This is a genomic window from Streptomyces sp. NPDC048288 (assembly GCF_043201555.1).
GTDB lineage: Bacteria > Actinomycetota > Actinomycetes > Streptomycetales > Streptomycetaceae > Streptomyces.
In genome coordinates this window covers 465,711-488,419 of record NZ_JBICZD010000008.1, presented here as the reverse complement: position 1 = coordinate 488,419, position 22,709 = coordinate 465,711, and the positions used below count along the sequence as shown (strand labels likewise).

At 72.3% G+C, this 22,709-nt stretch carries 22 protein-coding genes and 1 riboswitch; of the genes, 4 read left to right on the top strand and 18 right to left on the bottom strand.

The window, feature by feature from the left end; translation table 11 throughout:
* Positions 1-56: 56 nt before the first annotated feature.
* The 10 genes from ACGFZS_RS29860 to ACGFZS_RS29815 all read right to left on the bottom strand — a co-directional run bounded on the left by ACGFZS_RS29860 (position 57) and on the right by ACGFZS_RS29815 (position 9,262).
* Entirely contained in the window at positions 57-1,148 is a 1,092-nt protein-coding gene (locus tag ACGFZS_RS29860; RefSeq protein ID WP_393797695.1) for a hemolysin family protein, read from the bottom strand.
* A complete protein-coding gene (locus ACGFZS_RS29855; protein WP_393797694.1) occupies positions 1,145-2,473 on the bottom strand; it encodes a hemolysin family protein in 1,329 nt (442 codons plus the stop codon). The genes ACGFZS_RS29860 and ACGFZS_RS29855 overlap by 4 nt, the downstream gene beginning before the upstream one ends.
* A 256-nt stretch (positions 2,474-2,729) precedes the next feature.
* Positions 2,730-3,185, bottom strand: coding sequence for a PH domain-containing protein (locus tag ACGFZS_RS29850; RefSeq protein WP_359220285.1), 456 nt, complete (start codon positions 3,183-3,185; stop codon positions 2,730-2,732).
* 14 nt (positions 3,186-3,199) lie between these two features.
* Positions 3,200-4,048, bottom strand: coding sequence for an ATP phosphoribosyltransferase (gene hisG / locus ACGFZS_RS29845; protein ID WP_393797693.1), 849 nt, complete (start codon positions 4,046-4,048; stop codon positions 3,200-3,202).
* Positions 4,049-4,096: 48 nt separating this feature from the next.
* Positions 4,097-4,369, bottom strand: a complete 273-nt coding sequence (locus ACGFZS_RS29840; RefSeq protein ID WP_030946750.1) for a phosphoribosyl-ATP diphosphatase — start codon at positions 4,367-4,369, stop codon at positions 4,097-4,099.
* Positions 4,370-4,403: 34 nt separating this feature from the next.
* Complete coding sequence (gene ribH, locus ACGFZS_RS29835) at positions 4,404-4,889, bottom strand: 6,7-dimethyl-8-ribityllumazine synthase (protein WP_393797692.1); 486 nt, start codon at positions 4,887-4,889, stop codon at positions 4,404-4,406.
* A 40-nt stretch (positions 4,890-4,929) separates the two neighbouring features.
* Entirely contained in the window at positions 4,930-6,219 is a 1,290-nt protein-coding gene (locus ACGFZS_RS29830) for a bifunctional 3,4-dihydroxy-2-butanone-4-phosphate synthase/GTP cyclohydrolase II (protein WP_393797691.1), read from the bottom strand.
* The gene (locus tag ACGFZS_RS29825) at positions 6,216-6,857 is read right to left on the bottom strand and encodes a nicotinamide riboside transporter PnuC (RefSeq protein WP_393797690.1); all 642 of its coding nucleotides are present in this window, start codon (positions 6,855-6,857) and stop codon (positions 6,216-6,218) included. The genes ACGFZS_RS29830 and ACGFZS_RS29825 overlap by 4 nt, the downstream gene beginning before the upstream one ends.
* Positions 6,854-7,459 carry a riboflavin synthase gene (locus ACGFZS_RS29820; protein WP_355720894.1) on the bottom strand — a complete coding sequence of 202 codons (606 nt, stop codon included), beginning with the start codon at positions 7,457-7,459 and terminating at the stop codon, positions 6,854-6,856. The genes ACGFZS_RS29825 and ACGFZS_RS29820 overlap by 4 nt, the downstream gene beginning before the upstream one ends.
* Positions 7,460-7,614: 155 nt before the next feature.
* A riboswitch (FMN riboswitch) is annotated at positions 7,615-7,745 on the bottom strand.
* A 236-nt stretch (positions 7,746-7,981) separates the two neighbouring features.
* Entirely contained in the window at positions 7,982-9,262 is a 1,281-nt protein-coding gene (locus tag ACGFZS_RS29815) for an ROK family transcriptional regulator (RefSeq protein ID WP_393797689.1), read from the bottom strand.
* A gap of 141 nt (positions 9,263-9,403) precedes the next feature.
* On the opposite strand from ACGFZS_RS29815, the gene ACGFZS_RS29810 reads away from it, so the two are divergent.
* Positions 9,404-10,618, top strand: coding sequence for an MFS transporter (locus ACGFZS_RS29810; protein WP_393797688.1), 1,215 nt, complete (start codon positions 9,404-9,406; stop codon positions 10,616-10,618).
* Here the strand turns inward: ACGFZS_RS29810 and ACGFZS_RS29805 are convergent.
* Positions 10,578-11,036, bottom strand: a complete 459-nt coding sequence (locus tag ACGFZS_RS29805; RefSeq protein WP_393797687.1) for an acyl-CoA thioesterase — start codon at positions 11,034-11,036, stop codon at positions 10,578-10,580. The genes ACGFZS_RS29810 and ACGFZS_RS29805 overlap by 41 nt on opposite strands.
* A 72-nt stretch (positions 11,037-11,108) precedes the next feature.
* Positions 11,109-12,377: an alginate lyase family protein gene (locus ACGFZS_RS29800; protein ID WP_393797686.1), complete on the bottom strand. Its 1,269-nt coding sequence runs from the start codon at positions 12,375-12,377 to the stop codon at positions 11,109-11,111.
* Between the two features lie 140 nt (positions 12,378-12,517).
* On the opposite strand from ACGFZS_RS29800, the gene ACGFZS_RS29795 reads away from it, so the two are divergent.
* A complete protein-coding gene (locus ACGFZS_RS29795) occupies positions 12,518-13,900 on the top strand; it encodes a uracil-xanthine permease family protein (protein ID WP_393797685.1) in 1,383 nt (460 codons plus the stop codon).
* Here the strand turns inward: ACGFZS_RS29795 and ACGFZS_RS29790 are convergent.
* Positions 13,876-14,991 carry a glycoside hydrolase family 6 protein gene (locus tag ACGFZS_RS29790; RefSeq protein ID WP_393797737.1) on the bottom strand — a complete coding sequence of 372 codons (1,116 nt, stop codon included), beginning with the start codon at positions 14,989-14,991 and terminating at the stop codon, positions 13,876-13,878. The genes ACGFZS_RS29795 and ACGFZS_RS29790 overlap by 25 nt on opposite strands.
* Positions 14,992-15,139: 148 nt before the next feature.
* On the opposite strand from ACGFZS_RS29790, the gene ACGFZS_RS29785 reads away from it, so the two are divergent.
* Positions 15,140-15,826: a DUF5995 family protein gene (locus tag ACGFZS_RS29785; protein WP_393797684.1), complete on the top strand. Its 687-nt coding sequence runs from the start codon at positions 15,140-15,142 to the stop codon at positions 15,824-15,826.
* 94 nt (positions 15,827-15,920) lie between these two features.
* Positions 15,921-16,850, top strand: a complete 930-nt coding sequence (locus ACGFZS_RS29780) for an LLM class F420-dependent oxidoreductase (protein ID WP_393797683.1) — start codon at positions 15,921-15,923, stop codon at positions 16,848-16,850.
* Here ACGFZS_RS29780 and ACGFZS_RS29775 read toward each other — a convergent pair.
* From ACGFZS_RS29775 to ACGFZS_RS29755, 5 genes are all read right to left on the bottom strand, one after another.
* Complete coding sequence (locus ACGFZS_RS29775; protein WP_393797682.1) at positions 16,847-18,544, bottom strand: flavin monoamine oxidase family protein; 1,698 nt, start codon at positions 18,542-18,544, stop codon at positions 16,847-16,849. The two genes, ACGFZS_RS29780 and ACGFZS_RS29775, sit on opposite strands and share 4 nt — an antisense overlap.
* Positions 18,545-18,625: 81 nt before the next feature.
* Positions 18,626-19,414 (bottom strand): carbon-nitrogen hydrolase family protein, encoded by a 789-nt coding sequence (locus ACGFZS_RS29770; protein ID WP_393797681.1) that lies wholly within the window; start codon positions 19,412-19,414, stop codon positions 18,626-18,628.
* 147 nt (positions 19,415-19,561) lie between these two features.
* Positions 19,562-19,942: a DUF742 domain-containing protein gene (locus ACGFZS_RS29765; protein WP_393797680.1), complete on the bottom strand. Its 381-nt coding sequence runs from the start codon at positions 19,940-19,942 to the stop codon at positions 19,562-19,564.
* 7 nt (positions 19,943-19,949) lie between these two features.
* Positions 19,950-20,393, bottom strand: a complete 444-nt coding sequence (locus tag ACGFZS_RS29760; RefSeq protein ID WP_393797679.1) for a roadblock/LC7 domain-containing protein — start codon at positions 20,391-20,393, stop codon at positions 19,950-19,952.
* Positions 20,383-22,653: a nitrate- and nitrite sensing domain-containing protein gene (locus ACGFZS_RS29755; protein WP_393797678.1), complete on the bottom strand. Its 2,271-nt coding sequence runs from the start codon at positions 22,651-22,653 to the stop codon at positions 20,383-20,385. Before ACGFZS_RS29755 ends, ACGFZS_RS29760 begins: the two co-directional genes overlap by 11 nt.
* Positions 22,654-22,709: the final 56 nt, after the last annotated feature.

Below are 22,709 nucleotides of genomic sequence, written 5' to 3'. Positions count from 1 at the left end.
CAGGGGCGCGGGGAACTGCGCGACCGGCCCTCACCGGCCCGCAGCTCCCCGCCACCTCAGCCCACCGGGACTTCCTCCGGCTCGCCGCTGGAGCGCGGCTCCGGTGTCCTGAGCGGCGGTGTCGGCTGTGCCCGGTGTGCCGGGTCCGTCACCTCGCCGACGAGCAACTCCAGTACGTCCTCCAGGGCGACCAGGCCGAGGACCCGGCCCTTGCCGTCGGCCACCTGGGCCAGGTGGGTCGCGGCTCGGCGCATCACCGTGAGGGCGTCGTCCAGCGGGAGCTCGGCCCGGAGGGTCGTCATGGGGCGCCAGACCTGCTGGGGGACCGCCCGGTCGGAGTCCTCCAGGTCGAGTACGTCCTTCACGTGCACATAGCCCATGAAGGCACCGGACTCGGTCGCGACCGGGAAGCGGGAGTAACCGGTGCGGGCGGTGAGCTCGACGATCTGGCCCGGGGTGACCGAGGGCGGCACCGTGATCAGCGACTCACGGCGCAGCAGGACGTCCGTCACCGGGCGGGAGCCCAGCTCCAGCGCGTCCTCCAGCCGCTCCCGCTCCTCCGGGTCGAGAAGTCCGGCCTGGCCGGAGTCCTCCAGGAGACGGTTGAGCTGCTCGCTGGTGACGACGGCCTCGACCTCGTCCTTCGGCTCGACCCGGAACAGCTTCAGGATGCCCTGGGCGCAGGCGCCGAGGGCGACCGTGATCGGCCGGCAGACCCGGGCGAACGCCACCAGACCGGGGCTCAGCCACAGCGCCGCCTTCTCGGGCGCCGCCATCGCCAGGTTCTTCGGCACCATCTCGCCGATGACCAGGTGGAAGAAGACCACTCCGGCCAGCGCGATCACATAGCCCAGGGGGTGGATCACGCCCTCCGGCAGACGCACCGCCTCGAACACCGGCTCCAGCAGGTGCGCCACCGTCGGCTCGGCGACCGCGCCGAGCGTGAGGGAGCAGACCGTGATGCCGAACTGGGCCGCGGCCATCATCTGCGGCAGGCGCTCCAGGCCGTACAGGACCTGGCGGGCCCGTGCCGTGCCGAGGGGTTCGATCTGGCTGCGGCGGACGGAGACGAGGGCGAACTCGGCGCCGACGAAGAAGCCGTTGGCCAGGACCAGCAGCCCGGCGAAGACCAGTTGGAGAACGCTCATCGGACGGCCTCCGCGACGACGGGGGCGGTGCGGACCAGACGGACCCGCTCGGCGCGGTAGTGGCCGACCCGGCGGACCGACAGCCGCCAGCCGGGCAGCTCCGCGCGGTCGCCCGGCGCCGGGATCCGGCCGAGCAGGTCGGCGACCAGGCCGGCGACCGTCTCGTACGGGCCCTCGGGCACGTCGAGGCCTATCCGCTGGAGGATGTCGACGCGGACACTGCCGTCGACGTCCCAGGCCGGCCTGCCGTCCTGCGGCGGGGCCGCCGCGAGTTCCGGCGCGTCCGGGCTGTCGTGCTCGTCACGGACCTCGCCGACGAGTTCCTCGACGATGTCCTCCAGGGTGACGACGCCGGCCGTGCCGCCGTACTCGTCGACGACGACCGCGATGGGCTGCTCGGAGCGCAGCCGGGCCAGCAGGGGCTGGACCGGGAGGGTCTCCGGGACGAGCAGGGCCTGGCGGGCGATGCGGCCGACGGGGGTGTGCAGGCGTTCGTGCACGGGGATCGCCAGCGCGTCCTTGAGGTGGGCCATGCCGACGATCTCGTCGATCTTCTCCCGGTAGACCGGGAAGCGGGACAGGCCGGTGGCCCGGGTGAGGTTGACGACGTCCTCGGCGGTCGCCGAGTCCTGGAGCGCGCCGACCTTCACCCGGGGGGTCATGACGTGCTGTGCGGTCAGCTCGCCCAGGGACAGGGTGCGGACGAACAGGTCGGCCGTGTCCTGCTCCAGGGCGCCCGCCTGGGCGGAGTGCCGGGCCAGCGAGACCAGCTCGCCGGGGGTGCGGGCGGAGGCCAGCTCCTCGGCGGGTTCGACGCCCAGGGCGCGGACGAGCCGGTTGGCGACCGTGTTCAGCGCCGCGATCACCGGGCGGAACAGGCGGGAGAAGCGGGCCTGCGGGCCGGCCACGACGCGCGCGACCTGGAGGGGCTTGGAGACCGCCCAGTTCTTGGGGACGAGTTCGCCGATCACCATCTGGATCGCCGAGGCGAGCAGCATGCCGATGACGACCGCGATACCGGAGACCGCGCCCTCGGGCAGGCCGGTCGCGGTGAGCGGGCCGCGCAGCAGCTCGGCCAGTGCCGGTTCGGCGAGCATGCCGACGACCAGCGAGGTGATGGTGATGCCGAGCTGGGTGCCGGAGAGCTGGAAGGACAGCTCCTTCAGCGACTCGACGACCGTACGGGCGCGCCGGTCGCCGTCGGCGGCGGCCTTCTCGGCTTCCGGTCGCTCCACGGTCACCAGGCCGAACTCGGCGGCGACGAAGAAGCCGTTGGCCAGGATGAGCAGGAACGCGGCTGCCAGGAGCAGCAGGGGGGTGGTCATGATGCCGCCGCCTCCGCATCGTCGCGGACCTCGAATCGGAGGTCCGCGGTATGTCGGGAGGGGGCGGCGCAGGTACTACAGGACGATCCGTCCATCGCCGGAGAGGGTCACTCCTCGGGTAGCAGGAACCCCTGTGCGCGGGGCGCGCGACAGGGGCGGAGGCGGGACGTGAAAAGCCTCCGCCAACAGATTAATCAAGACATGGGCCGCAGCGGCAGGGGCGACGACCCGGAGGCGGCCCCGAAGTTGCGTGATCTCAGCCCTGATGCTGCTCGGGGTCGTGCGGCGCGTGGGCCTCGGCGAGGGCCCGCAGGGCCTTGGCGTCGCTGATGGCGCGCTCCTTGGCGACGCCCGGCTGGATGCCGAGCGCGGGCAGGCTGGTGCCGTCGCTGAGGTTGAGGAACACCCACGGGTCACCCGGGCGGAGGTTCACCTGGAGGATCTCCGCCCATTCCAGACGCCGCCTGCTGGCGATGTTCACCACGGTGACCCCGGTCTCGTCGGCGACGACCTTCACCCGGGCCAGCTGGGCCAGCACCCAGAAGATCAGCGCGCCGGTGACGACGAAGCTGAGCTGCTCCCCCGGGCCGAGCTGCTCCAGGAGCAGCGCGACCGCGGTGATGGTGGCGAATATCGCGACCCCGGCGGTGAGCAGGATCGCGCGGGTGCGGCCCGGCCGGAAGGTGACGGGCAGAGCGGGAAGCTCGGACATCTCGTGCGTGTCCCTCAGAGGCGGCAGGCGTGGATGGCCGTGGTCAGGATGGCGCGGGCACCGAGGTCGTACAGGTCGTCCATGATGCCCTGGGCCTCCTTGGTGGGGACCATGGCACGGACGGCGACCCAGCCCTCGTTGTGCAGCGGGGAGACGGTGGGCGACTCCAGGCCGGGGGTGAGGGCGACGGCCTTCTCCAGCTGCTCGACCCGGCAGTCGTAGTCCATCATCACGTACGTCCGGGCGACCAGGACGCCCTGGAGGCGGCGGAGGAACTGCTGGACCTTGGGCTCCTCGGCGTCCGCTCCGGTGCGGCGGATCACGATCGCCTCGGACTTCATGATCGGCTCGCCGAAGACCTCCAGACCCGCGTTGCGCAGGCTGGTGCCGGTCTCGACGACGTCGGCGATGACCTCGGCGACGCCCAGCTCGATGGCGGTCTCGACGGCGCCGTCCAGGTGGACCACGGAGGCGTCGACACCGCTGTCGGTGAGGTGCTTGGCGACGATCCCCTCGTAGGAGGTGGCGACCGTCCTGCCCTTGAGGTCCGCGAGGGTGCTCGCCGCGCCGGGCTTGGAGGCGAAGCGGAAGGTGGAGCGGGCGAAGCCGAGCGGCAGGATCTCCTCGGCGTTGGCGGCGGAGTCCACGAGCAGGTCCCGTCCGGTGATGCCGATGTCGAGGCGGCCGGAGGAGACGTAGATCGCGATGTCGCGCGGGCGGAGGTAGAAGAACTCGACGTCGTTGACCGGGTCGACGATGCGCAGTTCCTTGGACTCCCGGCGCTGCCGGTAGCCGGCCTCATGCAGCATGTCCGCCGCAGGGCCTGAGAGGGAACCCTTGTTGGGGACGGCGATGCGCAGCATGAGGTCGGCTTCCTTTGCGTGATGGGGTGGGTGCTGGAACTGGGTGGCTTACAGGTGGGCGTAGACGTCGTCCAGCGAGATGCCGCGGGCGACCATCATCACCTGGACGTGGTAGAGCAGCTGCGAGATCTCCTCGGCGGCGGCTTCCTTGCCCTCGTACTCGGCGGCCATCCAGACCTCGGCGGCCTCCTCGACGACCTTCTTGCCGATGGCATGGACCCCCTTGCCGACCAGTTCTGCGGTGCGGGAGGTGGCGGGGTCGCCGTGGGCGGCCTTGTGCTGGAGCTCGGTGAAGAGCTCCTCGAAAGTCTTGTTGGACATGGTGAGCGCCAGACTACGCCAATCGCCGCGTCGCTCAGTGCCAGGGTTCAGATACTGAGCGGAGGGTGGCCGCGGTCGCCACCGCCGCCGTCACCGCCTCGTGGCCCTTGTCCTCGTGGGAGCCCTCAAGACCCGCGCGGTCCAGGGCCTGCTCCTCGTTGTCGCAGGTGAGCACGCCGAAGCCGACGGGGACGCCGGTCTCGACGGAGACCTGGGTGAGGCCCGCGGTGACGCCCTGGCACACGTACTCGAAGTGCGGGGTGCCGCCGCGGATGACGACACCGAGGGCGACCACCGCGTCGTAGCCGCGGCCGGCGAGGGCCTTGGCGGCGACCGAGAGCTCCCAGGTGCCGGGGACCCTGATCAGGGTCGGCTCGTCGATCCCCAGGTCGCCGAGGGCGCGCAGCGCGCCGTCCACCAGTCCGTCCATCACCTTCTCGTGCCACTGGGCCGCGATGACGGCGACCCGCAGGTCGCTGACATTGCGTACGGACAGTTCCGGTGCGCCCTTGCCGCTCACGTCTCTCCTCGGTGCTGTTGCTCTGCTGAAGTGCTGTTTCTTACTGGTTCGCGCAGCCGGCCACGGCGGGCGTGTCCAGCCACGGCAGGTCGTGGCCCATCCGGTCCCGCTTGGTGCGCAGGTAGCGGAGGTTGTGCTCGCCCGCCTGCACGGGCATCGGCTCCCGGCCGCTGATCCTGAGGCCGTGGCTGAGCAGCGCGTCGCTCTTGTCCGGGTTGTTGGTCATCAGGCGGACGCTGCGCACGCCCAGGTCGGCCAGGATCTGCGCGCCGGCGCCGTAGTCGCGGGCGTCGGCGGGCAGGCCGAGTTCGAGGTTGGCGTCGAGGGTGTCGCGGCCGCGCTCCTGGAGTTCGTAGGCGCGCAGCTTGGACAGCAGTCCGATGCCCCGGCCCTCGTGTCCGCGCAGGTAGACGACGACTCCCCGGCCCTCCTCCTGGATCCGGTCCAGGGCGGAGTCGAGCTGGGGGCCGCAGTCGCAGCGGGCCGAGCCGAAGACGTCCCCGGTGAGGCACTCGGAGTGGATCCGGACCAGGACGTCCTCGCCGTCGCCGATCTCGCCGTGGGCGAGGGCGACGTGCTCGACGCCGTCGAGGGTGGAGCGGTAGCCGTACGCCGTGAAGGCGCCGTGCCGGGTGGGGAGGCTGACCTCGGCCTCGCGGCGGACGGTGGGCTCGGCGGCCCGGCGGTAGGTGACCAGGTCCGCGATGGAGATGATCGTCAGGCCGTGCTTGCGGGCGAACGGGATCAGCTCGGGCAGCCGGAGCATCCGGCCGTCCTCGCCGGCGATCTCGACGATCGTGCCGGCCGGGCGCAGGCCCGCGAGCCGGGCGAGGTCGACGGCGGCCTCGGTGTGGCCGTTGCGGGTCAGGACGCCGCCGGGCCGGGCGCGCAGCGGGAAGACATGGCCGGGGCGGACGAAGTCGGAGGGCTCGGCGGTACCGCTCGCCAGCAGCTGGAGGGTGGTCGCGCGGTCGGCGGCCGAGATGCCGGTGCTGACGCCGTGCGCGGCGGAGGCGTCCACGGAGACGGTGAACGCGGTCTTCATCGACTCGGTGTTGTCGTCGACCATCTGCGGCAGCCGGAGCCGGTCCAGCTCCTCGCCCTCCATGGGGGCGCAGATCAGGCCGCGGCACTCGCTCATCATGAAGGCGATGATCTCGGGGGTGGCCTTCTCGGCGGCGATGACGAGGTCGCCCTCGTTCTCGCGGTCCTCGTCGTCGACGACCACGATCGGGCGGCCGGCCGCGATGTCGGCGATGGCCTGCTCGACGGGGTCGAGGGTGAGGTCTTCGGCGCCGTCGGTGCGGTAGAGGATGGGTGCCGCGGTCATGCGGGTGCTCCTTCCAGAGCGGGCCGCGTGCCCTGGCGGGAGCGCAGCCACCAGTCGCGCATGCCCCACAGGACGAGCGCGCCGTAGATGACGTAGACGAAGCCGGAGAAGGCGTAGCCGTTGGCGAAGTTCAGCGGGACGCCGACCAGGTCGACCAGGAGCCAGGCGAACCAGAACTCGACCATGCCGCGGGCCTGGGCGTACATGGCGACGATCGTGCCGACGAAGATGTAGGCGTCGGGCCAGGGGTCCCAGGACAGGGACGGGTAGGCCTTGAAGAGCAGGGCGACGGCGACCGTGCCGACGGCGGCCGCGGCGACCATCGCGCCGCGCTCGCGCCAGGTGGCGAAGCGGGGCGCGATATGACCATCGGTGCCCTGGCCCTTGTTGCGGTTCCACTGCCACCAGCCGTACAGCGCGACGACCATGACGACGGCCTGCTTGCCCGCGCTGCCGGTGAGGTGCCCGAAGAAGGCTCCGAAGAGGATGAGGCCGGAGGCGAACTGGACCGGCCAGCTCCACAGGTCGCGGCGCCAGCCGAGGGCCAGGGCGATCAGGCCAAGGATGTTGCCGATCATGTCCGACCAGAGGATGTGCTGGCCGAACAGGACGAAGGCCTCGGAGTTGAGCCAGTTCACTTGCCCGCTCCCTGCGAGTTCGCGAGCAGCCGCTCCACGTACTTGGCGACGACGTCGACCTCGAGGTTGACCGGGTCGCCGGGCTGCTTGTGGCCGAGCGTGGTCAGGTCGAGGGTGGTGGGGATGAGGCTGACGGTGAAGTAGTCCGGGCCCGCCTCCACGACCGTGAGGCTGATGCCGTCGACGGTGATGGAGCCCTTCTCGACGACGTAGCGGGCGAGGTCGGCGGGGAGGGAGACCTTGACGATCTCCCAGTGCTCGGAGGGGGTGCGGGCCAGCACCTGACCGGTGCCGTCCACGTGGCCCTGCACGATGTGGCCGCCGAGGCGCGAGCCCACGGCGGTGGGGCGCTCCAGGTTGACGCGGGAGCCGACGCCGAGCGCGCCGAGGGAGGAGCGCCGGAGGGTCTCCTGCATGACGTCGGCGGTGAACTCGTCGCCCTCGTGCTCCACGACGGTCAGACAGACCCCGTTCACGGCGATGGAGTCGCCGTGCTGTGCGCCCTCGGTCACTACGGGGCCACGGAGCCGGAAACGGGAGGCGTCGCCGAGATTCTCGACGGCGGTGATCTCACCCAGCTCTTCGACGATTCCGGTGAACACTTCCCGGGTCCTCCTGCCTCAACGGGGCACGGACTCCGGGGCCTGTCGACGGACGACAGAATGTACGGGTGAACACACCGGGGCGACGCCGACAAGGCCCCGTCCGTCACGGACGGGACCAGATACGGCGGCGCGCACAGGTACATGCTCGCCCGCCGCGCACTGCCTCCCATCCGGACTTTAACCGTCGGTCCAGGAATTTCACCTGGTCAACCGGCCGCTGGAAGCGGACGGGTCGCGGACTATAACCGCCGGTTCGGACTTTCACCGACCCCGGAGTGCGCTGCTTCTGGTACACCGCCAGTGTGCCACGCCGGGTGGTGGTCCATACAGGGGAACTGTGTGGGGTGCCTCACAACCCATGTCGCTGGACTTCCCTGACAGCTCGTCATGTGCCCAACTGGGCCTCGGACCAGGGATCTTGACTTTGATCCAAACCTATTGACCCTAATGGTCTAGTCCTTTTAGGGTGCGATCGGGCCCGGTGGCGGTGACGACGGCCCTTGCCCGCCGCCGGGTCTCTCATCCGCGGTCCGGGGGCGCGAACAGCTCGTCCTGGGCGCGCTCCCGGGCGGTCAGCAGAGCGCCGCGCAGCACGGCCGCACCGCCGAGCGCGCTCGCCCGCACCTCGGTGGCGAGCGGGGACATCCCGCGCAGGCGGTCCTCTACGCGGGCGGCGAGCGACGCGCCGCCGGCCGCGCCGATCTCGCCGCCGAGGACTACGCAGCCGGGGTCGAGGACCGCGACGAGGGCGGCCACACCGAGGGCGATGCGGTCGGCGAGGGTGTCCAGGAAGTCGGGGTTCGGCTTGGTGGGTCGTCGGTTGTCTGCGGGTGCGTGGGGGCTGGTCGCGCCCACACGGCGGAGCCGCATATCGATACGCCCCGCGCCCCTGCGGGTCGCTACAGAGGTGAGCCGGGATGCCTCTGCCGCGATCGACGCGCTCGGCCCGTCCAGTTCCGGGCCGTGTTCGGCGGCCAGTTGGGTGATGGCCGCTGCCCCTACCAGTGAGTGGTAGCCGCCGGAGCAGTCCGTGGCGGAGGGGAGTGCGGTGGTGCCCGGTACCGGGAGGAAGCCGATCTCGCCGGCGCCGCCGGAGGCGCCGCGGCGCAGGCGGCCGTCGAGGACGACGGCGGCGCCGCAGCTGTGGCCCAGCCAGAGCAGGACGAAGGTGTCCCGGTCCCGGGCGACGCCCTCGCGCTGTTCGGCGAGGGCGGCCAGGTTGGTCTCGTTCTCGACGGTGACCCGGGTGTGCGGGAAGCGTTCCTGGAGGGTGGCGACCAGGCGGCGGTGCCAGGCGGGCAGCCCCGCCGAGTCGCGCAGGTCGCCCGTGGCCGGGTCGATGAGGCCGGGCGCGCCGATGCCGACGGTGTGCAGCCGCCCCTCGCCCGATCCCTCCGCCTCCTTCACTGCCCGCTCGACCAGCCCCACCGCCTGCTCGACGGCCGCCGCCTCCCCCGCCTCCGGCCCCACCGGTACCGCCCCCTCGGCCAGCACCTGTCCCACCAGGTCGGACACGAGTACCGAGACGCTTTCGGTGCGGACGTCGAGGGCGGCCAGGCAGGCGCGGCCGGCGACGATGCCGTAGAGCCGGGCGTTCGGGCCCCGGCGCTGTTCGCCGGACTCGCCGACGACCGTGATCAGACCGGAGGCGGTGAGCCGTTCGACGAGGTCGGCGACGGTCGGCCGGGAGAGCCCGGTGAGCTGTTTCAACTGCCCTGCCGTCAGCGGGCCTTCCTGCTGGAGCAGGCTCAGCGCGAGCCGGTCGTTGATGGCCCGGGCGGTGCTCGGTGATGCGGGCATGACGGGCATCCTCCCAGATCCGCGCGGCCCGGGACGGCCGCATATCTCTCTATCTATCAGGCAGGGTCCCTGATAGTTTACGGCCGAACAGCGGTACGGCGGAGACAGCGGGGCGGCACCCACCCGGGGAGGGGCAGGACCATGAAAGACGTGGGCTACGAGCAGCACGGGGTGAAGCGCGCGCGGTACGCCGTCGCGGCCGTGTTCACCGTGCACGGCGCCGTCACCGGCTCGTTCGCGACCCGGGTGCCCTGGATCCAGGAACATGCCGGGCTGGGCGCGGGGCAGCTCGGCTTCGCGCTCGCGTTCACCGCGTTCGGCGCCTCGTGCTCGATGCCGCTCGCGGGCCGGATCAGCCACCGGTTCGGCAGCCGTGCGGCACTGCGCGGGCTGATCGCGATGTGGACGGCGTCACTGATCCTGCCGTCCCTGGCGACGAACCTCTACACGCTGTGCCTGGCGATGTTCGTGTACGGCGCGAGCGCCGGCATGGCGGACGTGGTGATGAACGCGCTCGGCGTGGAGATCGAGCGGCTGCTGGACCGGTCGATCATGTCGGGGCTGCACGGCATGTGGAGCGCGGGCACCCTGGTCGGCTCGGCGGCGGGCACCCTCGCCGCGCACCTGGGCACGGACGCGCGGGTGCACTTCGCCCTGGCGGCGGCCGTGCTGACCGTGCTCGGTGTACTGGCCGCCGGCTGGGTCCTCGACATCCAGCCCGACGCGGACGAGGAGCCGCCGCCGCGGTTCACGCTGCCGCCCCGCTCGGCCCTGCTGATCGGCACGGTGGGCTTCTGCGCGGTGTTCGCGGAGGGCGCGAGCCTGGACTGGTCGGCGGTGTTCCTGCGGGACCGGATGGACAGTTCGGCCGGGCTCGCGGCGGCCACCACCACGGGGTTCATGCTGGCCATGGCGGTGGCCCGGATCAGCGGGGACGCGGTGGTGAACCGCTTCGGCGCGGTCCGCACCGTGCGGGCCGGGGGCGTGCTGGCCGCGTTCGGCGGTCTGCTGGTGGTGCTCGCCGGGAATCCGGCCGTGGCGATGACCGGGTTCGGGCTGATGGGGCTCGGTATCGCGGTCGTCGTACCGCTGTGCTTCGCGGCGGCCGGGCACGCCGGGCCGAACCCCAGTCAGGCGATCGCGGGCGTGGCGACGATCACCTACACCTCGGGCCTGATCGCACCCAGCCTGATCGGCGGGGTGGCCCAGGCGACCAGCCTGGTGGTGTCGTTCTGCCTGGTCACGGTGCTGGCGCTGGGGCTGGTGGTGTTCGCGGGCGTGCTGCGCGCCGGAGAGCGGGGCAGGCGGGCCGAGGTCAGTCCCGCGGCCGCAGCAGTGCCCGACCCGCGGCCCTGAAGCCCTCGCTCCAGGGGGCGGGGCGGAGCGTGGCCGCGTCCAGCCGGACCAGGACCCGGGTGCCCTGTGCGTAGGTGAGCGCGCCGTCCGCCGAGCAGAACCGGAAGCCGTAGGTGAGGCCGGTGGTGCCGAGCCGTTCCAGCCACAGGTGGACGGCATAGGTACCCGACCTGGTCACCGGGGCCTCGTAGCCGATCCGCAGTTCCCTGACCACGTTGCAGGCGTCCCCGGCGGTGGCCCAGTCGCCGTCGAAGCGGACGCCGTGCTCGTGCCACAGCTCGGTCCAGGCCCGCTCGACCAGCAGCGGGTAACGGGCGTTGTGCAGCATCCCGAGCGCGTCGAGGTCGTCGAAGTGGACGCTCACCGGCAGCAGTCGGCCGTAGGAGAGGGCGGGGGCGGGCAGGGCTTCGGCGGTCACGGGCGGGGCTCCTGAGCTTCGGGTACGGCACCCATCCTAAGCGAGCGCTCAGGAACCCCTCCGTGGGCACCCTCAGCCCGCGATCGAGTCCAGCTGCTCGGCGGCCGGCCGCAGCGCCCAGAGGTCGCCGCCGGGCGGTGCCTCCAGCCGTCGTACCGCCCGCCGGGCCGCCCGGTCGCCGGCGTCGGCCGCCGCGTGCACGACGTCGCTCGCCGCGTAGCGGTGGAACTCCAGCTCCGGGTAGGGCCAGGCGGCGGCCCCGGTCGCGGCGGGCAGCAGGTAGTCCACGGCCTGGGACAGGCTCTGCCCGTCCGGTCCCCGGTAGCTCCAGAGGTCCACCCCGACGTGCCGGCCGATGGCCGCGAGCCGGGTATAGGCGACCAGGTCGAAGGTGGAGTAGTGCCAGCTCCTGGTCCGGGAGAGCTCCTGCGGCTGGCTCCCGTCGGCCGCGATCTGCGGGTCGATCCGCCTGGCCCGCGCGTCCAGCACGGCCTTCTTCGCCAGCGCCTTGTCGCCGGTCGCGTAGGCGAGGGCGGCGAGCTGCATGTCGTAGAAGGTGCCGTGGTTGTTGGCGGCGGCGCCCTCCTCCTTGCCGAAGGCGCTGCTCTTCAGCCAGCCGAGGAAGTCGGTGTTCCAGCTCCGCATCCCGGCGCGGTCCCCTGCGCTCCAGCCGGGGGCGCCCGTGCCGAGGATGGCCAGGGCGTCGACCACGCTGGTGTACGACTGGGAGAAGTCGATGATGCCGATGGCCCGGCCGTCGTACTTGCACGGGATGAACTGGGCGTGGTTCAGGTTGGGGTTCATCCGGGTCGCGGGGTCCAGGAACCAGGTGCGCAGGACCTGCCCGGCCTTCTCCGCGTACTCGCGGCGGCCCGTGTAGTACCAGGCCAGGGAGAGGTCGTACGTCGAGTCGAAGACCTTCTCCACGTCCTGGCGGTCGGTGCCGCTGTCGACCTCGGGGTTGCGCTGCCCGTCGCGCTGGACGTAGGGGCAGCCCCAGGGGTTGTCGGCCGTGGGGGTGGTGGTGGGCCACCAGTAGGGGGCCTGGCTCAGGTAGTCGTGGACGTCCCCGCCGGGGGCGGGCTTCGGTTTGTCGACGACCGTCCAGGGGCCCTGGCCGAGCCAGGCGTCGGCGCGGGTGGTCAGGTCCTTGACGGCGCGCCTCAGTCGCGGGTCGCCGTGGTCGAGTCCGGCCCGGGTCCGCTGGAGGCGGGTGCCGTCGAGGACGGCGGTGTCCGGGGCCTTGGGCGCCCTCGCGGTCGCGTGGGCGGAGGGGACGAGGACGGCGCCGACGGCCGCCAGCGCCGTCAGGACGACGGCCACGCGGGATCTTCCACTCATCGAGCACTCCGATCGGACATCAGGCGTGGATCAGATACGTGAACTCAGTTCATGAGTAGGACCGTGCGAGCGTAGAACCGCGAGGTAGCCGTGACAATGGTGCGGACCAACTTCATGTACGAGGAAAGCGAAGCCCCACCATGGATCTCGGCGTCCGCTGGAAACTGCACGGCGACGGGCGCACGCCCGCGCCCGGAGCGGTGGTACGCCCCGACGAACGGCTCTCCTGGCCCCGCACCGTCGGGCTCGGCGCCCAGCACGTGGTGGCCATGTTCGGCGCGTCCTTCGTCGCCCCGGTACTGATGGGCCTCAACCCCAACCTGGCGATCATGATGTCGGGTGCCGCGACCGTGATCTTCCTGCTCGCGACCCGCGGCCGGGTGCCCAGCTACCTGGGCTGCTCCCTCTCCTTCGTCGGCGTGGCCGCCGTGATCCGCGCCCAGGGCGGCAGCAGCGCCACCGTGACCGGCGCGGTCTTCGTGGTCGGTGCCGTGCTGTTCCTGATCGGCCTGGCCGTGCAGCGCTTCGGCGCCCGGATCATCCACGCCACGATGCCGCCGATCGTCACCGGCGCGGTCGTGATGCTGATCGGCTTCAACCTCGCGCCCGTCACCGCCTCCACCTACTGGCCGCAGGACCAGTGGACCGCCCTGCTGGTGATGCTGTTCACCGCTCTGGCCGTCGTCTGTCTGCGTGGTTTCTGGTCACGCATCGCGATCTTCCTGGGCCTGGTCTTCGGGTACGTCCTGTCCTGGGCCCTCGACCGGATCTTCGGAAAGATCCACTCCATGAGCCCGAGCGGCCAGGTCACCGACCACTGGCGGCTCGACCTCTCCGGCGTCGGCAAGGCGGACTGGATCGGGCTGCCGACCTTCCACGGCCCGTCCTTCCAGTGGTCGGCGATCCTGGTCGCCCTCCCCGTCGTCATCGCCCTGGTCGCCGAGAACACCGGGCACGTCAAGGCCGTCGGCGAGATGACCGGCGACCCGCTGGACGACAAGCTCGGCACCGCCATCTCGGCCGACGGGGTCGCCTCGATGCTCTCCACCGCCGTGGGCGGCCCGCCCAACACCACCTACTCCGAGAACATCGGCGTGATGGCCGCGACCCGCGTCTACTCCACCGCCGCCTACTGGGCCGCCGCCGGCTTCGCGCTGCTCTTCGGCGTCTGCCCCAAGTTCGGCGCGGTGGTGGCGGCGATCCCGGGCGGGGTCCTCGGCGGCATCACCGTCATCCTGTACGGCATGATCGGCCTGCTCGGCGCCCAGATCTGGCTGCACGCCAAGGTCGACCTGCGCAACCCGCTGAACCTGGTCCCGGCCGCCGCGGGCATCATCATCGGCGTCGGCAACGTCAGCCTGAAGTTCACCGACACCTTCTCGCTGAGCGGCATCGCGCTCGGCACCCTGGTCGTCGTCATCGGCTACCACGCGCTGCGCGCCCTGGCCCCGGCCCACCTCAAGTCCACACAGCCGCTGCTGGACGAGGGCACCAGTTCCTACGACGACGACGCCAAGTCGTAGGCGTACGACGGGGTGAAGCTCCCGGCGGCGCCCTTGCAGCCGTCCGACTCCCCCGGCAGCTTCACCCACAGATAGGCGTCGATCCGCGCCTGACCGGTGTCGAGGGTGGGCGCCCGGCCGATCCGCCGCCCCGCCGGATCGCACCAGGCGCCGTTCGCCGGGGCGCCGTTGCCGTTGCGGCTGGTGTCGATCACCGCGCCGAGCGAGGCCGGTCCGCCGAGGGCGTCGAGGACCTGACGGTCGTAGGCGATCTCGTCCTCGGTGGTCTGGAAGTTGGCGACGTTGCTGAAGATCCCGGCGGCGGCCGTGGCGCCCGCCTGCCGCAGCAGGGCCGCCTGCCGGCCGGGCCGGTGCCAGCCGGAGTGACCGGCGTCGTAGTAGACCAGCGCCCCGGGGTCGGCCGCCTTCAGCACCCGGCCGGCGCGGGCCAGCGAGGCGAACCGCGCGGCGCGGTCGGCGGCGGAGAGGCAGTCCGCCTGGGCGACCGAGTCCGGCTCCAGGATCACGATCACCTCTCCGGAGCCCAGCCCCCGGGCGAAGGCGTCGATCCAGCCGTCGTACGCGGCGAGGTCCGGCGCCCCGCCCCGCGAGGCCCCGCCGCAGTCCCGGTCCGGGATCGCGTACGGCACCAGCACCGGCACCAGGCCCTGCGCGGAGGCCGCCGAGGTGACGGCGCGGACCCGGGAGGCGATGGCCGCCGGGGCGAAGTCGGCGAACCACACGGCGGCCGGCCGGTCGGCGATGCGGTTCCCGATGACGGCGGCGCGGGGATCGTCCGGGTGGGCCCGGACCCAGTCGGCGACCTGGGAGTCGGGGTGGCGGTAGAGCCGGGGCGTCCGCCGCTCCGCCACGGTGGGGGCGGGGCTCGCCGTGGTCCGCCGCGGGGACGCGGACGGTGCGGGCCGGACGGAAGGTGTCGCGGAGGCGGACGGTGCGGGGGCCGGCGGGGCCGACGTCGTCGCGTACGTCACCGCGGGCCGGTCCTGTCCCACGGCCGATCCGCCGGCCGCGCCACCGCGCTCCTCGCCGAGCGCCGAGAGCATCCCGGTCGCGGTACCGACGGCGACCACGGCCGAGGCGACGGCGAGCATGACCGCCCGCTTCCGCCCGTCCCGGCGCCGGGCGTGTGAGCCAGGCACGCTGTGCTCCCCCTCCCGCGCGACGGGTCCGTTCCCCCGTTCCGGGGAAGCGCCGGGCCCGTCGGCACGCGCGTCAGCCCAGGGCTGGGACCCTTCCCCCATGGCGCAGTCGGAACACCTCACCGCTCCGGTCGGCACCGTCGTCTCCCGGATGCGCGCCCTGGACGCGACCCTGCCCGAGCGGGACGGGATCGCGGTCTTCAACCGTGTCTACCTCGCCGTCACGGAGGAGGTCGAACGGCGCCTGGACGCGGGCCGGTTCGGTGATCCGAGAGCCGCCGAGACGCTGGACGTGCGGTTCGCGGAGCGCTACCTGGCCGCCGTGGACGCGGCGGAGGGCGACCGCCGTCCGCCCGCCTGCTGGCGGCCGCTGTTCCAGTTCCGCCGCCATCCCGGGGTACGACCACTGCAGTTCGCGCTGGCGGGCATCAACGCGCACATCGGGCACGACCTGGCGCTCGCCGTGGTGGACGCCTGTCGTACGCTCGGCTGCGAACCGGCGGACCTGGAGGACGAGTTCGACCGCGTGGGCGAACTCCTCGTCTCGCTGGAGGAGCGCATCCGCGAGGATCTGATGCCGGGCCCCGACCTGCTCCAGATCGCGGATCCACTGACCCATCTGCTCGGTTCCTGGAGCCTGGAGCGGGCGCGGGACGCGACCTGGTCGGCCGCGCGGGCGCTGTGGGCGCTGCGCCGGTTCGACGACCTGGTCGAGGAGTTCGCCGAACGGCTGGACGCGGCGGTCGGGTTGGCGGGCCGGATGCTGCTCACGCCGCTGCGCGACTGAGTTGGCCTGATCCGATCGGCGCCCGGGCCACCCCGGAATCCGTCGTGATCGTTCTACGTTGACGGCACGCACCCGACCGCAGAGGAGCACCGGTATGACGACCCGACTCGGCCTCAGCCTTCCCCAGATGCAGCAGTACTCCCTCGCCACCGACGTCACCGACGTGGCGCGCACCGCCGAACAGATCGGCTACGACAGCCTCTGGGTCTTCGAGCGGGCCCTGTTCCCGGAGCCCGCCACCCAGGGCCTGTACGGCATGGAGGGGGTGCCCTGGCCCGAGCAGTACCGGAGTGTGGCCGACCCGCTGGTCACGCTGAGCCTCGCCGCCGCGGTCACCGAGCGGGTCCGGCTGGGCAGCAGCGTCCTGGTGGCGCCGCTGCACATCCCCTTCCACCTGGCCAAGGCCCTGGCCACGCTGGACGCGGCGAGCGGCGGCCGGGTGATCGCGGGACTGGGTACCGGCTGGTCCCTGGACGAGTACGCGGCCAGCGCGATCCGGCCGTTCGAGGAGCGCGGGCAGGTGCTCGACGAACTCATCGAGGTGTGCCGCGCGGTGTGGGGCCCTGATCCGGTGCGCTACGACGGGCGGATCACGAAGATCGCCTCCGCCGTGGTCGGTCCCAAGCCCGCCCGGCCGATCCCGATCATGCTGGCCGCGAACAACAGGAGGGCGCAGCGCCGGCTCGTCGACCACGCGGACGGCTGGCTGCCGGTGGGCATGGGTGTCGAGCAGCTCGCCGCCCAGTGGGCGCAGTTGCAGGAGCTGGCGGCCGAGCGGGGCCGCACGGAACCGATCCAGACGGTCCTGCGGGTCAACACCACGTACACGCCGAAGGCCTACGACGGCGCGGACCGCCGCCCCTTCCAGGGCAGCGTCGAGCAGATCGTCGAGGACCTCGTCGCGCACGCGGCCGTCGGCCTGGAGGAGATCCTGATCGACCTCACCACCACCCCGCGCGACGCCCAGGAGCTCAAGGACGTCGCCGCCGAGGTGTACGAGAAGGCGCGGGCCGCCGGGGTCTAGTCCTCGGGGAGTTCGACCGGTGCGATGGCGTCGTAGACGTCGCCCGGGCCCGGGTTGGTCGTGTCGGTCGCTCCGCCGAAGTGGTGCATGACGCCCCAGACCGCGTTCAGCGCGGTCTGGACGGCGCCCTCGGCCCAGCCGGCCGTCCAGGAGATGTCGTCGCCGGCGAGGAAGATGCCGCGCTTGTCGGCGGGCAGCCGGTCCTGCATGAAGTGGGTGAACAGGCGCCGCTGGTAGCGGTAGTGGCCGGGCAGGTTGGCTTTGAACGCGCCCATGAAGTAGGGCTCGTTCTCCCAGGACACGGTCACCGGGTTGCCGATGATGTGCTTCCTGATGTCGACCTTCGGATAGATCTCGCCGAGCGACTTGAGCATGACCTCCATCCGCTCGTGCGCGGAGAGCGGGAGCCACTTCAGGCTGTCGTCGCACCAGGTGTAGGAGAGGCAGATGACGGCGGGCCTGTCGGGGCCGTCGTCGAGGAGGTAAGTACCGCGGGTCATCCGGTCGGTGAGCGTCATCGACATGACGTCCCGTCCGGTGTCCTCGTCCTTGTCCAGCCAGAACGGCCGGTCGACCGGCACGAACAGCTTCGAGGACTCCATGTAGTGGGTGCGCTCGATCGCGGTCCAGTGGTCGATCGGGAAGAGCGAGTCGTCGCAGGCGATCTTGGAGAGCAGCATCCAGGACTGCGCGGTGAAGATCGCGGCCTGGTAGGTGCGGATGTCGCCGTCCGCGTCGGTCACGGTGATCCGGTTGCCGGTGGTGCGGTGCAGCCGGGTCACGGCGGGCTTCGGCTCGCCGTTCTCGTGCAGCTTCGCGAGCGACGTCCCGTACGCCCAGTGCACGATCTTCTCCGGCTCGCGCTCCCAGAGCCGGACCGGGAGCTGCTGGCTGCCGCCGACGATGCCGCGGTGGTGGTCGTCGGCCTCGGTGTAGACGACTCGCAGGATCTCCAGGATGGAGTTGGGGAAGTCGGTGTCCCAGCCGCCGGTGCCGAAGCCGACCTGGCCGAAGATCTCCCGGTGCCGGAAGGACCTGAACGCCTCGGAGTCGCAGAGGAAGCCGTAGAAGGTCTGGTTGTCGAGCTTCTCGACGAGCTTCGCCCAGATCTCGCGGATGCGCGGCACGTCCCGCTCGCGCATGGCGCGGTTCATGTCGGAGAAGTCGGCGCCCTCGTCGAGGCACTTGTTCCAGGCGGCGGCGACATCACGGTAGACCTGCGGCAGGTCGTCGACGGTCTCGGCGTAGTGCGACTCCCCCTTGAGGTCGACCACCGTCGAAGGGGTGGTCTCCGCGAGCGGGTTGGGGAACGGCCGGGTCTGAAGTCCCACCAGGTCGATGTAGTGCTGGAGGGCGGTGGAGGAGGGCGGGAAGCGCATCGCGCCCATCTCGGCGGTCAGTTCGGGGTCGCAGCCCTCGAAGCCGACGGTCCGCAGCCGCCCGCCGATCTCGTCGGCCTCGTAGACGACCGGCTTCAGGCCCATCTTCATCAGCTCGTAGGCGGCCACGATGCCGGACAGGCCGCCGCCGATGACCGCGACCTCCGTGCCGTGCCCCGTCGCCGGGATCTGGCCGAGGCCCGCCGGGTGGGCGAGGAAGTCGTCGTACGCGTAAGGGAAGTCCGGGCCGAACATGGTGATCGGCGGCTGCTGCTCGTCTGCGTGCTCGACGGCGTTGGGCACGGTGGACGTCATGGGGTACGGACTCCTTGCGACATGCGAAAAGAACGCGGGAAGACGACGGGAAGAAGAGCGGCGGGGAAGAGCGGGGGAAGGTCAGGACAGGGACCCGTAGAGGCCGGGGCGGCGGTCCTTCAGATACGGGTTCGCCTCGCGGGAGGCGGCGAGGAGGGCGGGGTCGACGTCGGCGACGACGAGTTCCTCGCCGCGGCCGGCGCGGACCCGGGCGACCCCGTCCGGTCCGGCCAGCGTGGACAGCCCGAAGAACTCGAACTCCCCTTCGTGGCCGACCCGGTTGGCGTAGGCGACGTACATCTGGTTCTCCCAGGCCCGCACCGGGACCAGGGACTCGGCGACCAGCTGGAACGGGTGCATGTTCGCGGTCGGCACGAGGAGCAGGTCGGTGCCGGCCAGGGCGTGGGCGCGGACCAGCTCCGGGAACTCGACGTCGTAGCAGATCATGATCCCGACGGTGAGGCCGCCGAGTTCGGCCTGGACGACCGGCTGGTCGCCGGGGGTGTAGTGGTCCCGCTCGAAGCCGCCGAAGAGGTGGGACTTGCGGTAGTTCGCGAGCCGGGTGCCGTCGGCGGAGATCAGCTGGGCGGAGTTGTGCACGGCCTCGCCGTCGCGCTCCGGGTATCCGTAGACGACCGCCAGACCGTGCCGGTGGGCCAGCTCGGCGACCGCGTCCGCGCTGTCGCCGTCGGCGGGCTCGGCGAGGTGGGCGATGTCGTCGCCGATCGCGTAGCCGGTCAGGAACATCTCCGGGGCGACGAGCAGCGCGGCGCCCGCGGCGGCGGCCCGGCCGGCGGCCTCGTCGAGCACCTTGAGGTTCTCGACGGTGGAGCCGGGGCGGCCGGAGCTCTGGAGCAGGGCGGTGCGCATGCTGGTCCTCACCGGGTACGGAAGGGGGTCTGGGGGCCAGTTAGACGGTACGGTCGGCGGGCCGGACCGGACAAGAAGGACCTGTTGCGCGTCGGCGAGCGGTTCATTGCGTGATGCGGCCGTCCGGCGGCGATTCGTTGCGCGGGGTCAGAGCTCCCGCAGCCGCTCCACGATCACCTTCAGCAGCTCGGGGTCGGCGGCGGGGCCCGCCGGTTCCAGCCGGCGGGGCTCGTCGATCCGGACCAGGCCGGCTTCGGCGAGATCGCCGAGCAGTACGCGGACGACGGTGAGCGGCAGGTCGGCGTCCGCGGCGAGCTCGACGACCGGGCGGGCCCCGCGCCGCACCAGGGCGAGCAGGGCGGCCCGGGCGTGGTCGAGGTCCGGCTGGGTCGCGTCCGCCTCCACCGCCGTGACCTGCGACATCAGGTCGATGGCCTGTCGGCCGGAGGGTTCGGTACGGCCCCGGGTGACGGTGTAGGGGCGGACGAGCGAGCCGGTCTCGTCCTCGTACCAGTGCTCGTCGCTCACCGCGGTGTCAGGGGGCCGAGCGGACGGCCGCGTCCAGGTGGCGGCCGAGGCGGCGGACGAGCAGGGCCATCTCGTGGGCCAGCTGGCCGACGTCGGTGCGGACGTCGCTGAGGACGGCGAGCCGGCTGCCGTGCCCGGCCGGGGTGACGAAGAGGTAGGCGTCGTCGAGCATCACCATGGTCTGCCGCACCTCTCCGGCGCCGAACCGCTCCCCCGCCGACCGGGCCAGACTGTGGAAGCCCGAGCACACGGCCGCGAGATGTTCGATGTCCCGGCGCCGCATGCCGTCGGTGTGGCTGAGCGGCAGCCCGTCGGCGGTGAGCAGCACGGCCTGCCGGACGTGGTCGGTCCGGGCGACGAGATCGTCGAGCAGCCAGCCGAGGCCGGTACCGGGCTGGACGCCGGGCGCTGACGCGGTTTCGGCGGGTTGGGGTCGGTCGTCACTGGTCATGGTCGGCGCGCGTCCTCTCCTCGGTGTGGTCCGGCTCCTCGGGTCCGGCCGGCAGTCCTCTGCGCCCCCGGTCCAGGCCGCGCTGGAAGGCCCCGAACACCGCCCGCATCTCGTCGGCGTCCAGGTCGCGCGTCTCGCCCGCGGCCCGCTCCGTGCGCAGCTCGGGGGCGAGGGAGGCCTGGCGGGTGCGGGTGGGCAGGGGCGGGGTCGCGCCGGGGGCGCGGTCCGCCGACGGACCCGGCACCGGCCTGTGCCCGAACCCGCTGTCACGGGACGGCTCGGCGGCCGGCGCCCCGCCGTACGACGACAGCGCGCCGGCCGCCGAGCCGTCCCGTCGGCCGCTCTCCGGTTCGACATCCGCCAGCACCGCCTCCGGCAGCAGCACCACGGCCGTCGTTCCCCCGTACGGGGAGTCCCGCAGGGTCACCTCGATGCCGTGCCGGGCGGCGAGGCGGCCGACGACGTAGAGGCCGAGGCGGTCGTGGCGGGTGGGGTCGAAGGCGTCGGGGGCGGTGAGGGTGCGGTGGGCCTCGGTGAGCTGCTCGGGATCGAGGCCGAGTCCCCGGTCGTCGATCTCCAGGGTGAAGCCGTGGCCCACCCGGGCCGTGCGCAGGGTGACCCGGGTGTGCGGCGGCGAGAACACCGTGGCGTTCTCCAGCAGCTCGGCGACCAGGTGCACGACGTCGGCGACGGCGTCCGCGGCCACACCCACCTCGGGCATCGGCGGCACCACGACCCGGGTGTAGTCCTCGATCTCGCCGACCGCAGAGGAGACCACGTCGGCGATCGGCACCGGCCGCCGCCAGCGCCGTCCGGGGGTGGCGCCGGAGAGGATGATCAGGCTCTCCGCGTGCCGGCGCATCCGGGTGGTCAGGTGGTCGATGTGGAACAGCTCGCCGAGCACGGCCGGGTCGTCGGTGCGCCGTTCCAGCGTGTCGACGAGTTTCAGCTGGCGGTGGACGAGGGCCTGGTTGCGCCGGGCGATGTTGAGGAGGACCGCGAACAGGCCCCGGCGCAGCGTGGCCTGCCGGACGGCGGCCTCGACGGCGGCCAGCCGGGCCCGGTTGAACGACCGGCCGACGTCGCCGATCTCGTCGTCCCCGGCCTCCCCGGCGGCCAGCGGCGGTGCCTCGGTGACCGCGTCCACGTCCTCGCCGGCGCTCAACCGCTCCATCAGCGCGGGCAGTTGGCGGGCCGTCAGCACATCGGCCGCGTCCCGCAGGAGCTCCAGCCGGCGTGAGATGCGCCGGGCCCCGCGCACCGCGAACCAGAGCGAGAGGCCCACGGCCGCCAGCCCGGCCACGCCGACGACGGCCGCCTTGGCCAGCTCGCGATAGGCGAAGGCCCGGCCGCGTGCGGCGGAGTTCTCGGCCGACCGGGTGCACAGCAGCATGTACCGCTTGACGGCTCGGTCGGTGGTCGACCGCCAGGTGTCCGCGGCGACGGCCGCCCCGGCCCGGTCGGCGCCCGCCCGCAGCAGGGCGTCCTCACCGCGCACCAGCGAGCGGTGCAGCTCGCCGCCCTGGAAGGTCTCGAACAGCGTCCGGGAGTCCGACGGCAGGTCGGGGACGTAGGTCCGTTCGAAGACGCGGCGGTCCTCGATCGTCGCGGTGAGGGTGTCGTACTGCCGGTCGGTGAGCCGTCCGGCGGCCCGCGCCCCGGCGACCAGCGCGTCCTCGCGGGAGACGAACTCCCGTACCCGCACCAGCTCGACGACGACCTGCGACTCCCGGGCCAGCTGTCCGGCCTGGAGGGCGGTGAGGGTGGACTCGACGTCGAAGCCGGGCTCCACGAGGGCGCTGTAGTCGGCGACGGCGGTGTCCCAGGAGATCGTCCGGGACAGCACCCGCGCGCGCAGGCGCTCCAGCCCGTCGGTGGCGGTCACCATCGCGTCCAGGGACTGGCGCTGGCGGTCCGTCAGGCGGCCCCGGTCGCCGTCCCGGACCGCGTCCCGCATGGCGTCCACCGCCCGGTCGGTGCGCCGCTGCTGGGCGAGCAGGCCGGTGGCGGTCGCCGTGTCGGGGCGGGCGCCCAGGTAGGCCGCCGACAGCCGCCGTTCGATCTGGATCTGCCCCACGGCGGTGTCGACGGGGGTGCCGAAGTCGTCGTACACCCCCTGGATCCGGATCAGCGCGCGCAGTTCGGCGGTGACGGACACCATGGCGAAGCTCCACAGTGCCGTCAGCGCGACGGCCGGGGCGAGGGCGAGCGCCACGATCCGCGCGCGGACGGTGGTGGGTCGGCCTACTGGCCAGCGCATGGGTTACCTGCCGGTGTTACCAGTCAGTAAGGAGGGCTGGCACAACCTACGGGATC

What these genes read in the sequence shown, in the direction of transcription:
- ACGFZS_RS29790 (WP_393797737.1), bottom strand. Translation starts at nt 14,991, where the DNA reads ATGCTCGCCGTCGCCTCGGCCGTGGTCGCCGTCGGTACCGCGACCGGG.
- ACGFZS_RS29780 (WP_393797683.1), top strand. Translation starts at nt 15,921, where the DNA reads ATGACGACCCGACTCGGCCTCAGCCTTCCCCAGATGCAGCAGTACTCC.
- ACGFZS_RS29800 (WP_393797686.1), bottom strand. Translation starts at nt 12,377, where the DNA reads ATGAGTGGAAGATCCCGCGTGGCCGTCGTCCTGACGGCGCTGGCGGCC.
- ACGFZS_RS29860 (WP_393797695.1), bottom strand. Translation starts at nt 1,148, where the DNA reads ATGAGCGTTCTCCAACTGGTCTTCGCCGGGCTGCTGGTCCTGGCCAAC.
- ACGFZS_RS29850 (WP_359220285.1), bottom strand. Translation starts at nt 3,185, where the DNA reads ATGTCCGAGCTTCCCGCTCTGCCCGTCACCTTCCGGCCGGGCCGCACC.
- ACGFZS_RS29830 (WP_393797691.1), bottom strand. Translation starts at nt 6,219, where the DNA reads ATGACCGCGGCACCCATCCTCTACCGCACCGACGGCGCCGAAGACCTC.
- ACGFZS_RS29840 (WP_030946750.1), bottom strand. Translation starts at nt 4,369, where the DNA reads ATGTCCAACAAGACTTTCGAGGAGCTCTTCACCGAGCTCCAGCACAAG.
- ACGFZS_RS29785 (WP_393797684.1), top strand. Translation starts at nt 15,140, where the DNA reads ATGGCGCAGTCGGAACACCTCACCGCTCCGGTCGGCACCGTCGTCTCC.
- ACGFZS_RS29815 (WP_393797689.1), bottom strand. Translation starts at nt 9,262, where the DNA reads ATGCCCGCATCACCGAGCACCGCCCGGGCCATCAACGACCGGCTCGCG.
- ACGFZS_RS29760 (WP_393797679.1), bottom strand. Translation starts at nt 20,393, where the DNA reads ATGACCAGTGACGACCGACCCCAACCCGCCGAAACCGCGTCAGCGCCC.
- ACGFZS_RS29755 (WP_393797678.1), bottom strand. Translation starts at nt 22,653, where the DNA reads ATGCGCTGGCCAGTAGGCCGACCCACCACCGTCCGCGCGCGGATCGTG.
- hisG (WP_393797693.1), bottom strand. Translation starts at nt 4,048, where the DNA reads ATGCTGCGCATCGCCGTCCCCAACAAGGGTTCCCTCTCAGGCCCTGCG.
- ACGFZS_RS29810 (WP_393797688.1), top strand. Translation starts at nt 9,404, where the DNA reads ATGAAAGACGTGGGCTACGAGCAGCACGGGGTGAAGCGCGCGCGGTAC.
- ACGFZS_RS29775 (WP_393797682.1), bottom strand. Translation starts at nt 18,544, where the DNA reads ATGACGTCCACCGTGCCCAACGCCGTCGAGCACGCAGACGAGCAGCAG.
- ACGFZS_RS29770 (WP_393797681.1), bottom strand. Translation starts at nt 19,414, where the DNA reads ATGCGCACCGCCCTGCTCCAGAGCTCCGGCCGCCCCGGCTCCACCGTC.
- ACGFZS_RS29795 (WP_393797685.1), top strand. Translation starts at nt 12,518, where the DNA reads ATGGATCTCGGCGTCCGCTGGAAACTGCACGGCGACGGGCGCACGCCC.
- ACGFZS_RS29855 (WP_393797694.1), bottom strand. Translation starts at nt 2,473, where the DNA reads ATGACCACCCCCCTGCTGCTCCTGGCAGCCGCGTTCCTGCTCATCCTG.